The organism is Streptomyces sp. NPDC041124, assembly GCF_055592385.1.
The window spans coordinates 350,202-363,560 of sequence record NZ_JBVIYR010000006.1 but is presented as its reverse complement, the minus strand read 5'-3'; the positions used below and the strand labels follow the sequence as shown (position 1 = coordinate 363,560).

The 13,359-nt window shown below is 71.3% G+C and carries 11 protein-coding genes; 8 read left to right on the top strand and 3 right to left on the bottom strand.

All coding sequences use genetic code 11. The annotated features are described in order from the left end of the window. Entirely contained in the window at positions 1–2,022 is a 2,022-nt protein-coding gene (locus tag ACZ6A9_RS19015) for a beta-galactosidase (protein ID WP_468986789.1), read from the bottom strand. A gap of 184 nt (positions 2,023–2,206) precedes the next feature. Between ACZ6A9_RS19015 and ACZ6A9_RS19010 the strand changes: the two genes are divergently transcribed. From ACZ6A9_RS19010 to ACZ6A9_RS18990, 5 genes are all read left to right on the top strand, one after another. Then, the gene (locus ACZ6A9_RS19010; protein ID WP_468986786.1) at positions 2,207–3,529 is read left to right on the top strand and encodes an ABC transporter substrate-binding protein; all 1,323 of its coding nucleotides are present in this window, start codon (positions 2,207–2,209) and stop codon (positions 3,527–3,529) included. After that, positions 3,526–4,500 (top strand): carbohydrate ABC transporter permease, encoded by a 975-nt coding sequence (locus ACZ6A9_RS19005; RefSeq protein WP_468986782.1) that lies wholly within the window; start codon positions 3,526–3,528, stop codon positions 4,498–4,500. Before ACZ6A9_RS19010 ends, ACZ6A9_RS19005 begins: the two co-directional genes overlap by 4 nt. Next, on the top strand, positions 4,497–5,390 hold the full coding sequence (locus tag ACZ6A9_RS19000) for a carbohydrate ABC transporter permease (protein WP_468986779.1): 894 nt from the start codon (positions 4,497–4,499) through the stop codon (positions 5,388–5,390). Before ACZ6A9_RS19005 ends, ACZ6A9_RS19000 begins: the two co-directional genes overlap by 4 nt. Then, on the top strand, positions 5,387–6,418 hold the full coding sequence (locus ACZ6A9_RS18995; RefSeq protein ID WP_468986777.1) for a LacI family DNA-binding transcriptional regulator: 1,032 nt from the start codon (positions 5,387–5,389) through the stop codon (positions 6,416–6,418). The genes ACZ6A9_RS19000 and ACZ6A9_RS18995 overlap by 4 nt, the downstream gene beginning before the upstream one ends. A 77-nt stretch (positions 6,419–6,495) precedes the next feature. Beyond that, the gene (locus ACZ6A9_RS18990; RefSeq protein WP_468986773.1) at positions 6,496–6,894 is read left to right on the top strand and encodes a MarR family winged helix-turn-helix transcriptional regulator; all 399 of its coding nucleotides are present in this window, start codon (positions 6,496–6,498) and stop codon (positions 6,892–6,894) included. A 57-nt stretch (positions 6,895–6,951) separates the two neighbouring features. On the opposite strand, the gene ACZ6A9_RS18985 is transcribed toward ACZ6A9_RS18990, so the two are convergent. Beyond that, complete coding sequence (locus ACZ6A9_RS18985) at positions 6,952–7,356, bottom strand: SseB family protein (RefSeq protein WP_468986770.1); 405 nt, start codon at positions 7,354–7,356, stop codon at positions 6,952–6,954. Positions 7,357–7,555: 199 nt separating this feature from the next. On the opposite strand from ACZ6A9_RS18985, the gene ACZ6A9_RS18980 reads away from it, so the two are divergent. Both ACZ6A9_RS18980 and ACZ6A9_RS18975 read left to right on the top strand, forming a co-directional pair. Beyond that, positions 7,556–9,001, top strand: coding sequence for a glyceraldehyde-3-phosphate dehydrogenase (locus ACZ6A9_RS18980; RefSeq protein WP_468986768.1), 1,446 nt, complete (start codon positions 7,556–7,558; stop codon positions 8,999–9,001). Positions 9,002–9,159: 158 nt separating this feature from the next. Further along, positions 9,160–10,128, top strand: coding sequence for a hypothetical protein (locus ACZ6A9_RS18975; RefSeq protein ID WP_468986765.1), 969 nt, complete (start codon positions 9,160–9,162; stop codon positions 10,126–10,128). 24 nt (positions 10,129–10,152) lie between these two features. Here ACZ6A9_RS18975 and ACZ6A9_RS18970 read toward each other — a convergent pair whose 3' ends face one another. Further along, positions 10,153–11,952: an FAD-dependent oxidoreductase gene (locus ACZ6A9_RS18970; protein WP_468986762.1), complete on the bottom strand. Its 1,800-nt coding sequence runs from the start codon at positions 11,950–11,952 to the stop codon at positions 10,153–10,155. A gap of 232 nt (positions 11,953–12,184) precedes the next feature. Between ACZ6A9_RS18970 and ACZ6A9_RS18965 the strand changes: the two genes are divergently transcribed. After that, a complete protein-coding gene (locus tag ACZ6A9_RS18965; protein ID WP_468986758.1) occupies positions 12,185–13,309 on the top strand; it encodes a SchA/CurD-like domain-containing protein in 1,125 nt (374 codons plus the stop codon). Positions 13,310–13,359: the final 50 nt, after the last annotated feature.

Here is a 13,359-nt window from a genome sequence, read left to right as displayed (position 1 = left end):
TCAGCCGTCGAGTCGGACGACCCGGACGGCTCCGGCCGGGACCGGGAGGCGGCCCGCGGCGCGTTCACCGGTCAGCAGCTCGGTGCCGGGCGTGTCCAGCGGCACCTCGGTGTCGGCGGGGGTGTGGTTGATGGCGAAGAGGAAGGTGCCCGACTCCCCCGTGCGGCGCACCACTTCGACGTCGCGGGGCAGGCCGGTGCGCGGGGCGGTCCGGGCGTCCTCGGCGGCCCGGCCGAGGAGGGCGGCGAGGCCTTCGGCGCCGAGACGGGTGGAGACGTACCAGGCGGTGCCCTCGCCGAGGCGGTGCCGGGTGACGGCGGGACGGCCGGCGGTGAGGCCGTCGGCGTACGTCCACACGGTCTCGGCGCCCCGGGGCACCACGAACTCCGTCCAGACGTCGGCTTCGAGTTCCGCGCCGTCGGGGCCGGTGAGGCGTACCCGCTCGTCCCGCAGCAGGGGGGAGAACTCCTCGACGGTGAGTCCGAGGACGTCGCGCAGGGCGCCCGGGTAGGGGCCTTCGTGCACGGCGTCGTGGGCGTCGACGATGCCGGAGAAGTACGACACGACGAGGGTGCCGCCGCCTTCGACGTACTGCCTGAGGTTGTTCCCGGCCGCCTCCGTCATCAGGTACAGGGCCGGTACGACGACGAGGGGATACCCCGACAGGTCGGCTTCGGGGTGGGCGAAGTCGACGGTGAGGTGGTGGTCGTACAGCGCCTCGTAGTAGGCGTCGGCGCGTTCGCGGGCGTCGTGGTCCTCGCTGGGGCGCCAGTCGAGGTTCTGCGCCCACCAGGACTGCCAGTCCCACAGCACGGCCGCGTCGGCCTCGGTGCGGGTGCCCCGGATCGACGCCAACGACTCGATGGCCGCACCGAGTTCCGTCACCTCACGGAAGACGCGGGTCTCGGTGCCGCCGTGCGGCAGCATCGCGGAGTGGAACTTCTCGGCGCCGCGCCGGGACTGGCGCCACTGGAAGAACATCGCTCCGTCGGAGCCGCGGGCCACGTGGGCGAGGGAGTTGCGGGCCATCTGCCCGGGCGCCTTCGCGGGGTTGCGGGGCTGCCAGTTGACGCCCGAGGTGGAGTGCTCGAGCAGCAGCCAGGGGGCGCCGCCGCCGACGGAGCGGGTCAGGTCGGCGGCCATGGCGAGGTTGACGTGGGTGCGGCGGCCGTCGGTGATCAGGTAGTGGTCGTTGGTGACGAGGTCCACCTCCCGGCCCCAGGCCCAGTAGTCGACGGAGTCGCACTGGCTGAGGGCGGTCATGAAGTTGGTGGTCACCGGGACGCCGGGGGTCAGGCGGTGCAGGATGTCCCGCTCGGCGGTGAAGTTCTCCCGCATCGTGGCGTCGGCGAACCGGCGGTAGTCCAGCGCCTGGGCGGGGTTGCCGACCGTGGGGGTCGCGCGCGGCGGGTTGATCTCCTCGAACGAGGCGTAGCGCTGCCCCCAGAAGGCCGTCCCCCATGCCTCGTTGACGGCGTCGACGGTGCCGTGCACCGTCGCCAGCCAGCGGCGGAAGTGCGCGGCGCAGGAGTCGCAGTAGCAGGCCGAGACGGGGACGCCGTACTCGTTGTGGACGTGCCACATCGCGAGCGCGGGATGGTCGCCGTAGCGTTCGGCGAGCCGGGTGGTGATGTTCGCGGCGGCGGCCCGGTAGTCGGCGTTGCTGTGGCAGATGGCGCCGCGGGAGCCGAACGCCAGGCGCACGCCGTCCGCGGTGACCGGCAGCGCGTCGGGATGGGCGCGGTAGAACCAGGCGGGGGGCACCACGGTGGGCGTGCCCAGGTCGACGCGGATGCCGCTCGCGTGCAGCAGGTCCAGGCTGCGGTCGAGCCAGCCGAAGTCGTACACGCCGGGCGAGGGTTCCAGCAGGGCCCAGGAGAAGATCCCGGCGCTCACCATGGTGACGCCGGCCTCCCGCATCAGCCGGACGTCCTCCTCCCAGACGGTCTCCGGCCACTGCTCGGGGTTGTAATCCCCACCGAACGCGAGCCCGGTGAGGCCCCTGGGGGTGGTCTCCGGCATGGATTCTCTCCCGATGAGTCGATGTTTTGAGAACGTGCACACACGTCTTCGGCAGTGCGAAGCCAACATAACCGCACAGCAACAACCATTGACAAGTGTCCGTTGTGTTTCTCTACTGTGAACGCTCACAGAAGCATGGCTGGTCTTCGCATCATGCGGAGGCCCCAGGTCAGGGGAGAGATCCATGCCGTACACGAAGCATCGTCGCCTCGTGAGTTCCGCCGTCGCCGTCGCCCTCGGCGCCTCCGCACTCGCCGCCTGCGGCTCGTCGTCCGACGACGACGGCGGGGCCCGGTCGGGTCCGGTGTCACTGACGTACTGGACCTGGACGCCCGGCATGGACAAGGTCGTGGACCTGTGGAACAAGGGGCCGGGCAAGAAGGAGCAGATCACGGTCACGGTGAAGAAGCAGGCGTCCGGCGACACGCTGGTCACCAAGATCCTCACCGCGCACAAGGCCGGCAAGGCGCCCGATCTGGTGCAGGCGGAGTACCAGGCGCTGCCCACCCTGGTCAGCAACGACGCGCTCGCCGACATCGGCGACATGGTGGGCGGCGCGAAGGGCGAGTTCGCCGAGGGCGTCTGGCAGCAGACCACGCTGGGCACGGACGCCGTCTACGCGGTCCCGCAGGACATCGGGCCGATGATGTTCTACTACCGCGAGGACCTCTTCAAGGAGTACGGCCTCACCGTCCCCGCCACCTGGGACGAGTTCGCCGAGACCGCCCGCAAGCTGAAGAAGGCGGCGCCCGACAAGGACCTGACCACCTTCTCCGCCAACGACTCGGGGCTGTTCGCGGGCCTCGCCCAGCAGGCCGGTGCCCGGTGGTGGACCACCTCCGGGGACCAGTGGAAGGTCGGCATCAACGACGCGGCGACGAAGAAGGTCGCCGAGTTCTGGGGCGGTCTGGTCGCCGAGGGCGCCGTCGACAACCAGCCGATGTACACCCCGGCCTGGAACAAGGCCCTCAACACCGGCAAGCAGATAGCGTGGGTGAGCGCCGTGTGGGCACCGGGCACCCTGACCACGGCAGCGCCCGACACCAAGGGCAAGTGGGCCATGGCCCCGCTCCCCCAGTGGAACGCGGGCGAGAGCAGCACCGGCAGCTGGGGCGGCTCCTCCACCGCCGTGACCACGGACTCCGGGAACAAGGACGCCGCCGCGAAGTTCGCCGCCTGGCTGAACACCGACGGCGAGGCGCTCAACGCGCTGGCGAAGGAGAGCGGCATCTATCCGGCCTCCACCTCGGCCCAGCTCAGCGGCGCCTTCACGAGCCCGCCGGAGTACTTCTCCCACCAGAGCGACTTCTACGACAAGGCCGCCGAGATCGCGAAGACCACCGCGCCGTCCGCCTGGGGTCCCAACGTCAACGTCGCCTACACGACGTTCAAGGACGCCTTCGGAGCCGCCGCGAAGAACAGGTCGGACTTCACCGCCGCCCTGGACACCATGCAGGCGGACACGGTCGCCGACCTGAAGAAGCAGGGCTTCGGAGTCGCGGAGTGAGGTCCCGCGACCGCCGGACGCCGTACGGGGCCGGGAGGGCCCCGTACGGCCGCCCCTCCCCCACCGCCCTCCGGCGGGCGCGCAGCGCCCCCTACTTCTTCCTGATCCCCGCCACCCTCCTGTTCCTCCTGTTCTTCGCGCTGCCCATCGGGTACGCCGTCTGGCTCAGCTTCCGCAAGGTGCGGGTGTCCGGCCTCGGCCTGGGGGCCGGCGCCCGCGAGGAGGTCTGGGCCGGACTGGAGAACTACACCGGCGCCCTGTCCGACAGCGAGCTGCTGAACGGCGCGCTGCGCGTGCTCGGCTACGGTGCCATCGTGGTGCCGGTGATGCTGGGCCTGGCCCTGGTGTTCGCGCTAATGCTGGACTCCGACCGGGTCCGGCTCGCCCCCTTCACCCGGCTCGCGATCTTCCTGCCGTACTCCGTTCCCGGCGTGGTGGCGGCCCTGCTGTGGGGTTTCCTGTACCTGCCGGACGTGAGCCCCTTCTCCTTCGTGCTGGACAGGCTGGGGCTGCCGCAGCCGGACCTGCTGGACGGCGGCCCGCTGTACCTGGCGCTGTCGAACATCGCGGTCTGGGGCGGCACCGGCTTCAACATGATCGTCATCTACACCGCGCTGCGGGCGATCCCCGCCGAGGTGTACGAGGCGGCGAGGCTGGACGGCGCCGGCCCGCTGCAGATCGCGCTGCGGATCAAGATCCCGATGGTGGCGCCCTCGCTGGTGCTCACCTTCTTCTTCTCGATCATCGCGACGCTCCAGGTGTTCAACGAACCCACCACCCTCAAGCCGCTCACCAATTCCGTGTCCACCACCTGGAGTCCGCTGATGAAGGTGTACCAGGACGCCTTCGGCAACGGCGACATCCACGCGGCCGCCGCCCAGGCGACGATCATCGCGCTCGCCACCCTGGTGCTGTCCTTCGGGTTCCTGCGGGCCGCGAGCCGGCGCACCAAGCAGGAGGCCGCACGATGAGTCCGCTCGCCCTGTCCACGACCGAGCCGGCGGCCGGCACCGTCCGGGCTCCGGGGCGCCGCCGCCGTACCGCCCTGATCCCGACCGTGACACTGCTGCTGGGCGCGCTGTACTGCCTGCTGCCCGTCGCCTGGGTGGTCGTCGCGTCCACAAAGTCGGGCTCGGAGCTGTTCTCCACCTTCACCTTCTGGCCCGGCACCGGCTTCGCGGAGAACATCTCCGACCTCGGCGCCTACCGCGACGGCGTCTACTGGCAGTGGATGGGCAACTCCGCCCTGTACGCCGGTCTGGGCGCGCTGCTGTCGACGTGTGTGTCGGCGGTCAGCGGCTACGCGCTGGCGACCTACCGCTTCCGGGGCCGCGAGACGCTGTTCAACGTGCTGCTCGCGGGTGTGCTGATGCCTCCGGTGATCCTCGCCGTCCCCCAGTACCTGCTGCTGGCCCAGGCGGACCTCACCGACTCCCACCTGTCGGTGCTGCTGCCGCAGATCCTCTCCCCCTACGGTGTCTACCTCGCGCGGATCTACGTCGCGGCCGCCGTGCCGGCGGACGTGGTGGAGGCCGGGCGGATGGACGGCGCGGGCGAGTGGCGCATCTTCACGCGCGTGGCGCTGCCGATGATGCTGCCCGGCCTGGTGACGGTCTTCCTGTTCCAGTTCGTGGCGATCTGGAACAACTTCCTGCTGCCGTACATCATGCTCAGCGACGACGAGAAGTTCCCGATCACCCTCGGTCTGTACACGCTGCTGGAGCAGGGAGCCAGCACTCCGGCGCTGTACACCCTGGTGATCACGGGCGCGTTCCTCGCGGTGTTCCCGCTGGTGGCGCTCTTCCTGGTCATCCAGCGGTTCTGGAGCCTGGATCTGCTCTCCGGGGCCGTAAAGTCATGACCATGCGCAACACGGGGGGCAGGCGCAAGCCGCCGACGATCCACGACGTGGCGCGCGAGGCCGGCGTCTCGCGCGGCACCGTCTCGCGGGTGCTCAACGGCGGCCACTACGTCAGCCCCACCGCCGCGGAGGCGGTCGACGCCGCGATCCGCAAGACGGGTTACGTCGTCAACCGGCACGCCCGCTCGCTGATCACCGGCCGCTCCGACTCGGTGGGCTTCCTGCTCACCGAACCCCAGGAGCGGTTCTTCGAGGACCCCAACTTCAACGTCCTGCTGCGCGGTTGCACGCAGGCACTGGCCGCGCACGACATTCCGCTGCTGCTGATGCTGGCCGGTACGGACGACGAACGGCGGCGCATCACCCGGTACATCACCGCCGGGCACGTGGACGGGGTGCTGCTGGTGTCCAGCCACTCCGGTGATCCGGTGGCCGAGGAGCTGCGCGCGGCCGGTGTGCCGCTGGTGGCGTGCGGGAAGCCGATCGGGCTGGGGTCGAAGGTGAGCTATGTGGCCGCCGACGACCGGGACGGCGCCCGTGACATGGTGCGGCACCTGCTGGCGCTGGGCCGGCGCCGGATCGGCGTGGTCGCCGGCCCGCAGGACACCCCTGGCGGTGTGGAGCGCCTCGCCGGTTACCGGGAGGTGCTCGCGGAGGCGGGCGTGGAGGCCGACGAGCGGCTGGTCGTCTCCGGTGACTACAGCAAGGCGAGCGGTGAGGCGGGCGCCGAGCGGCTGCTGGCGAGGGCCCCGGACGTGGACGCCGTGTTCGTGGCCTCCGACCTGATGGCACAGGGGGTGCTCACCGCGCTGCACCGGGCGGGGCGCCGGGTGCCGGAGGACGTCGCGGTCGGCGGTTTCGACGACTCGCCCGCCGCCGTCGCGGTGAGCCCGGAGCTCACCACCATCCGCCAGCCGTGGGACCGCATCAGCGCGGAGATGGTGCGGGTGCTGCTGGCTCAGATAGGCGGTGAGGACCCGGCGGCGGTGATCCTGCCGACGGAGCTGGTGAAGCGGGACTCGACGTGACCGGACCGCCGCTGCGACCTGCGTGAACGGGCCGCTCACCCATTCATTGAATATCGAACGAGTGTTACCGTTCGAGCATGGGAACGACGGCGGACGGTGCGCGGCTCGAGGAGCGCTGGCGTGACATCCTCGCGGTGCACGCGCGGACCCTGGGCGAGATCGATCGCGCTCTGCACCCGTACGGGATCGGGGCGTCCGACTTCGAGGTGCTGGAGCTCCTCGCGGCCGGGACGCCCCGGGAGGACGGACGGTGCCGGGTGCAGGACCTGACGGGCCGGGTCCACCTCAGCCAGAGCGCGTTGTCCCGCCTCATCGCCCGGCTCGAGCGGGTCGGCCTGGTCGAGCGCGCCATGTGCCTTCAGGACAGGCGCGGCGTGTACGTGGCGCTCACGCCCCGGGGCCGCTCGACGCACGCCGAGGCGCTGCCGGCGCAGCGGGCGGCCCTGGCCCGCGCCCTGGGCGACCGGGTGCGGTGACCCCCCGAGCCGGTCGCGGGGGTCACCCGCACCAGGAGCGCGGCGGCCCGGTACGGGTCACGGGCGGGCCAGCAGGGTGCGTACTCCCTCCGAGGTGAGCGTGAGGCGGTGCTCGGAGCTGCCGTCGATGGTCAGGGACAGGTCGTCGGCCGGCCACTGGGCGGCCAGCGCCCCGAGCGGGACCAGGCGGTAGCGGGAGACGAACGGCAGCAGCCCCGCCATCTCCAGTTCCGAGGTGAACACGGGCACCACGTGGTCGCCGCCCGGCTGTTCCAGCACCGGCAGTGCCACGGCGCCCGGGTCGGCGGCCTCCTCTTCGCCCGCGTCGTCGGGTACCGGGATCAGTACGTCGCTGTTCGCGAGGGCGTCCAGCGCCGCCGTGTCCTCGGTGTTCTCGGACAGGCTGTCCAGGGCCCGCTGCGCGGGCGTGGGGGCGTTGTTCTCGTGCGCGGGTGTTTCCATGACAGATTCCCTGCTCGCGGCGGTCGTGCGGACCACCCGGGACATGATCCGCCCCGGGCGCAGTGCTGCACGCGTACCCGATCGGATGTCACACAACCCTGCGGACACCCGTTGCCGCGCCGCCTCGCGGAGACCCCCTCGGGACCCCCCGGCCAGCATGGCTATCATATGAGCACCCTCTAGCTCGAAAGATGATCCTGTGACTGTCAACGAAGACTCGTTCACCAACTGGAAGCACCGCGAGGAGATCGCGGAGTCGATGATCCCGATCATCGGGAAGCTGCACCGCGAGCGGGACGTGACCGTCCTGCTGCACAGCCGCTCCTTGGTGAACAAGTCGGTGGTCAGCATCCTCAAGACCCACCGCTTCGCCCGGCAGATCGCCGGTGAGGAGCTCTCGGTCACCGAGACGCTGCCCTTCCTGGAAGCGCTCACCGCGCTCGACCTCGGCCCGTCCCAGATCGACATCGGTCTGCTCGCCGAGGCCTACCGGGCCGACGACCGGGGCCAGTCGGTGGCCGAGTTCACCGCGGAGGCCGTCGCCGGCGCCACCGGCGACAACAAGATCGACCGCCGTGAGCCGCGCGACGTCGTCCTCTACGGCTTCGGCCGCATCGGACGCCTGCTGGCCCGGCTGCTGATCGAGAAGTCGGGCTCCGGCAACGGGCTGCGGCTGCGCGCGATCGTGGTCCGCCGGGGCGGCGAGCAGGACATCGTCAAGCGGGCCTCGCTGCTGCGCCGGGACTCCGTGCACGGCCAGTTCCAGGGCACGATCACCGTCGACGAGGCGAACAGCACGATCATCGCCAACGGCAACACCGTCAAGGTGATCTACGCCAACGACCCGACGGAGATCGACTACACGGCGTACGGCATCAAGAACGCCATCCTGATCGACAACACCGGCAAGTGGCGCGACCGCGAAGGGCTGTCGCTGCACCTGCGTCCCGGTGTCGACAAGGTGGTGCTCACCGCGCCCGGCAAGGGCGACGTGCCCAACATCGTGCACGGCGTCAACCACGACACCCTCAAGCCGGACGAGCAGATCCTGTCCTGCGCGTCCTGCACCACCAACGCGATCGTGCCGCCGCTGAAGGCGATGGCGGACGAGTTCGGGGTGCTGCGCGGGCACGTGGAGACGGTCCACTCGTTCACCAACGACCAGAACCTGCTGGACAATTACCACAAGTCGGAGCGCCGCGGCCGTTCCGCGCCGCTGAACATGGTGATCACCGAGACGGGTGCCGCCTCGGCCGTCGCCAAGGCGCTTCCCGACCTCGACGCCACCATCACCGGCAGCTCGATCCGGGTCCCCGTGCCGGACGTGTCGATCGCGATCCTCAACCTCCAACTGGCCCGCGCGACCGACCGCGAGGAGGTCCTCGACTACCTGCGCAACGTGTCGCTGACGTCGCCGCTGAAGCGTCAGATCGACTTCATCAGCGCGCCCGACGCGGTCTCCAGCGACTTCATCGGCTCGCGGCACGCCTCGATCGTGGACGCGGGAGCGCTGAAGGTCGAGGGCGACAACGCCATCCTGTACCTCTGGTACGACAACGAGTTCGGCTACTCGTGCCAGGTCGTCCGGGTCGTCCAGTACGTCTCGGGCGTGGAGTACCCGACGTACCCGGCCCCCCAGGCCTGATCCGGGAATCCACAGCCGCACGGGCGGAGCGACAGGGCGGGGCCGACGAGATGTCCGGCCCCGCCCGGGTCTGCCCGTTCGACCGGCGGTAAGGGCCAGATCGATAACGATCGCCCCGTCCGGCTTGCCGGGGCACCCGCAGTTCCTAGTCTTCGCACATGTCCCTCTTCAGCAGTCGCACCAGCAGACGTCCCCGCATCTCCCCGGCCCTCGACGACGCCGAACTCGCCCGCGTCCTCGGGAAGCTGAGCAAGCGGGGCGGCAGCGGCAAGCCGGCCGACGTGGCGCTGGTCGCCTCCCTGCTGGAGGAGACCGGGGACGACTGGGACCGCCGCGGCCACCGGATGGCCGTACTGGCGGAGGCGACGGCGGACACCGGGGTGGCGGCCGCCTGGCTGACCCGGGAGCCGGACAGCGCCGACGCGCTGGTGTTCCACGCCAGGGCCGGGCTGGCGCGCGGGCTGCGGGACGGGCACCTGGAGGACGCCGGGGAGCTGGTCTCCCAGTGCCGCAGGGCCTCCGAACTGAACCCGGAGGACCCCCTGCCGTGGGTGATCCTGCTCGGTGTGTCACGGGTCGAGCGGTACGGCCGCAACGACGTCAACGCCGTCTGGCGGGAGGCCACCGGACGCGACCGCTGGCACCGTGAGGCGTACCTGCAGATGCTCGCCTACCTGTCGCCCGAGGAGGGCGGCTCCAGCGCGTCCGTGCTCGACTTCGTGGACGTGGTGCGCACCCGCATCCCGGCCAACGCGCCGTGCGCCGCGGTGGAGCTCACCGCCGCCGTCCGCCAGTACCAGGGACTGCTGGCGCAGGGCGGGGTACGGGCCATGACGGCCGGGCAGCTGTGGGAGGGCGGGCAGATCGCCGCCGCGCTGGAGCAGGCCGCCGCGCTGTGGGCGAAGCCGGGCTTCTTCCAGCACGCGGCGGCGCAGGCCGATCTGAACGTACTGGCGTACGCCCTGTGCGCGGCGGGACGTGCCGCCGACGCGCATCCCGTCTTCCAGACGCTGCAGGGCACGGTCACCCCCTGGCCGTGGAACAGCGACGGACCCGCCGTCCAGCGGTTCGAGCAGCACCAGGACAAGGCGGAGCGGGGACGGCAGGGCGGCGTCGGCGGAGCGTGACGCCGACCGGCCGCCGCTCCCCCGTCAGCTCCGCGCCAGGACGGCGGCGAGGGCCTGCCGCAGCACCGCCGCCGGGTCCGGTACGGGCCCTTCGGAGCGCCAGGCGACGAAGCCGTCGGGACGGACCAGTACCGCGCCGTCCGCGGTGATCCCGTGCGCTTGGGCCCAGTCGGCGCCGTCCTGCGCAGTGAGTTCCGCGTCGGGTCCGTCGCCCACCCGGTACGTGTCGAGCGGCACGGACAGGTCCTGCGCGGCCTTCGCCGCCGCGCCGTGCCAGTCGCAGGCGCCGTCCGCGGAACTCAGCAGCACGCACGACCGCTCGTACAGGTCGAGCGTGGAGATCCGGGTGCCGGAGCGGTCCAGCCACACGTGCGGGGCACGGCTGCCGGGCTCACCTGTCAGCATCACCCCGTCGGGGATGACCGGCGCCGCCGGGTCGGTGCCCAGGACCGCGCCGCGCGGATAGCGGTAGCAGAGCGCCACGTTGAGGATGCCGCCCCCCTTCATGCCGGGACCACCCGGGCCACCGGGGCCACCGGGGCCACCGGGGCCACCCGCTCCAGGAGCACCGGGGCCACCCGCTCCGGGACCACCGGGACGACCGGGGCCACCCGCTCCGGGCCCACCAGGACCACCAGGGCCGGGCGCGCCGAGGGCGGGGGCACCTGGGGCGGGCGTGTACCCGGGGTGGCTGTGCTCGCTCGAACGGGATGAGGCACGGGCGCTGGTCGCCTCCGCGACGGGCCGGCGTTCGGCGTCGTAGGACTCCAGCAGGCCGGGCTCGGCCCAGCCGCCGAGCACGGCGGCCAGCTTCCAGGCCAGGTTGTGGGCGTCCTGGATGCCGGTGTTGGACCCGAACGCCCCGGTGGGCGACATCTCGTGGGCGGAGTCGCCGGCCAGGAACACCCGGCCGTCCGCGTACCGTTCGGCGACCCGCTCGGCGGCGTGCCAGGCGGCCCGGCCGGTGATCTCCACGTCGAGGTCCGGCACGCCGACGGCCCTCCGGATGTGGGCGGCACACCGCTCGTCGGTGAACTCCTCGATGGTTTCCCCGTGTTCGGGGTGCCAGGGGGCGTGGAACACCCAGTGCTCCCGGTTGTCGACCGGCAGCAGGGCTCCGTCGGCCTCCGGGTTGGTCAGGTAGCAGACGATGAACCGCCGGTCCCCGACGACGCCGGCCAGGCCACGGGAGGTGAACGTGAGGCTCACGTTGTGGAACAGGTCGCCCGGGCCGTTCTGCCCGATGCCCAGCGCCTCCCGGACGGGACTGCGGGGGCCGTCCGCGGCGACGAGGTAGTCCGCCCGGATCCTGGTGTGCTCACCGGTCTCCCGGCTCTTGACCAGCGCCGTCACACCCTCGGCGTCCTGGTCGAAGGACATCATCTCCATCCCGAAGCGCAGGTCCCCGCCGAGTTCGCGGGCCCCCTCGAGAAGCACCGGTTCCAGGTCGTTCTGGCTGCACAGGCACCACCCGCTGGGGCTGAAGCGGGCGAGCCCGCCGCCGGGGTCGATCTCCTGGAGCAGCCACTCCCCCTCGTCGCCCGCCAGGCTCGGGGTCTGCCAGATGCCGTGGTTGTCCGACAGGACCGACGCGGCCCGGCCGATGCGCTGCTCGAGCCCCGCCGCCCGGAACAGCTCCATGGTGCGCACGTTGTTCCCCCGCCCACGCGGGTGGATCGAGGTGCCCGCGTGACGTTCGACGAGTGTGTGCGGCACACCCAGGCGCCCCAGGAACAGCGACATGGACAGGCCCACCAACGAGCCGCCGACGATGAGCACCGGCGTGCGGTGATCCGCCCCGCCGGCCGTATCCGATCGATTCATTGAAACGCCTCCAGCGTCGCCCTCGACGGGCTGTGGAACAGGACGCACCTTTCATGCCCGGTGCGGGCCGGTCCGCGTCCCGGCGGCACCCGGATGACACGTGGTTCACCCACCTGCCCCGTGTCGCTCGCGCGCACCGGAAAGTCGCGGCAACGATCGACTCATGGCGACCCCGGGCCTTCCGACACGGCGGTCGTTCCCGACCTTCCGACCATGAGGAGAGGTGCGCCGGATGACCAAGTCGGCACGCATTGCGCAGTCGGCGTTCGACGGCTCGAGGCTGCGGGTGATCCTGCTCCTCGATTTGTACGAGGGGGCCCAGGAGCAGTTCCTCGACGCCTACGAGCACATGCGCAACAAGGTCGCGTCCGTTCCCGGCCACATCAGTGACCAACTGTGCCAGTCGATCGAGAACCCCTCGCAGTGGCTCATCACCAGCGAGTGGGAGAGCGCCCTGCCGTTCCTCGCGTGGGTGAACAGCGAGGAGCACATCGCGATCGTCCGGCCGATGCACAGCTGCGTCCGGGACACCCGGTCGATGCGCTACAGCGTCCTGCGCGAGACCCACCCGAAACGGCCGGCCGCGTCCGGGGACGCGAGGACGAGCCTGCAGACGGAGGCCCGCGTGGGCCAGGGGCTGACCCGCCACGCCCTCACCTTCACCGTCAAGCCGGGCACCGAGTCCAAGGTCGTGGACATCCTGGCCAACTACGACGCGCCCGAGACGCGCATCAACGGCACCACGCGACTGCACCGCACCTCCCTCTTCATGCACGGCAACCGCGTCGTGCGGGCCGTGGAGGTGGAGGGCGACCTCCTGGCCACTCTGTGCCACGTGGCCAGTCAGCCCCAGGTGCAGGCCGTGGAAGAGGCCATCGACCCCTACCTGGAGCAGGACCGGGACCTGAGCGACGCCGACTCGGCCCGGGTCTTCTTCACCCGCGCGGCGCTCCCCGCCATGCAGCACGTGGCGGCCGGCCGCCCGCGACCCGACCACCTGCGACGGCACATGCTGTACTACCCGGCCGTGGCGGGCCGGGGTCTGGAGCTGGCCCGGTTCCTCGCCCACCAGGACGAGGCCGCGGCGAGCGACCCCGACAGCCCGGTGTACGCGAGCACCGTCTTCCAGCGTGACGACGTCGTGACCCGCATGATCGACATCACCGGTGAACTCGATGTCGACCCGCTCTGCGCCCTCGGCATCAAGGGCCCGGGCAAGGCCGCCGAGCTGGAGCGTCTGCTGGACGGCGCCGCGATCGGCGTCGAGGGCTCCCTGGACTCGGAGCGCACCCTGCACCGGCTCCTGGCGCACGCCGACATGATGCCCGTCACCGACCGCACCTCTGCGGATTCCTGAAGGTCGACCGCGGTGAGGTCCGCGGCCCCGCCCGCCCGGACGTCACCGGC

Bases quoted from the DNA above. Each gene is read 5' to 3' on its own strand.
- ACZ6A9_RS19015 (WP_468986789.1), bottom strand. From the start codon at position 2,022: ATGCCGGAGACCACCCCCAGGGGCCTCACCGGGCTCGCGTTCGGTGGG.
- ACZ6A9_RS19010 (WP_468986786.1), top strand. From the start codon at position 2,207: ATGCCGTACACGAAGCATCGTCGCCTCGTGAGTTCCGCCGTCGCCGTC.
- ACZ6A9_RS19000 (WP_468986779.1), top strand. From the start codon at position 4,497: ATGAGTCCGCTCGCCCTGTCCACGACCGAGCCGGCGGCCGGCACCGTC.
- ACZ6A9_RS18995 (WP_468986777.1), top strand. From the start codon at position 5,387: ATGACCATGCGCAACACGGGGGGCAGGCGCAAGCCGCCGACGATCCAC.
- ACZ6A9_RS18990 (WP_468986773.1), top strand. From the start codon at position 6,496: ATGGGAACGACGGCGGACGGTGCGCGGCTCGAGGAGCGCTGGCGTGAC.
- ACZ6A9_RS18985 (WP_468986770.1), bottom strand. From the start codon at position 7,356: ATGGAAACACCCGCGCACGAGAACAACGCCCCCACGCCCGCGCAGCGG.
- ACZ6A9_RS18975 (WP_468986765.1), top strand. From the start codon at position 9,160: ATGTCCCTCTTCAGCAGTCGCACCAGCAGACGTCCCCGCATCTCCCCG.
- ACZ6A9_RS18970 (WP_468986762.1), bottom strand. From the start codon at position 11,952: ATGAATCGATCGGATACGGCCGGCGGGGCGGATCACCGCACGCCGGTG.
- ACZ6A9_RS18965 (WP_468986758.1), top strand. From the start codon at position 12,185: ATGACCAAGTCGGCACGCATTGCGCAGTCGGCGTTCGACGGCTCGAGG.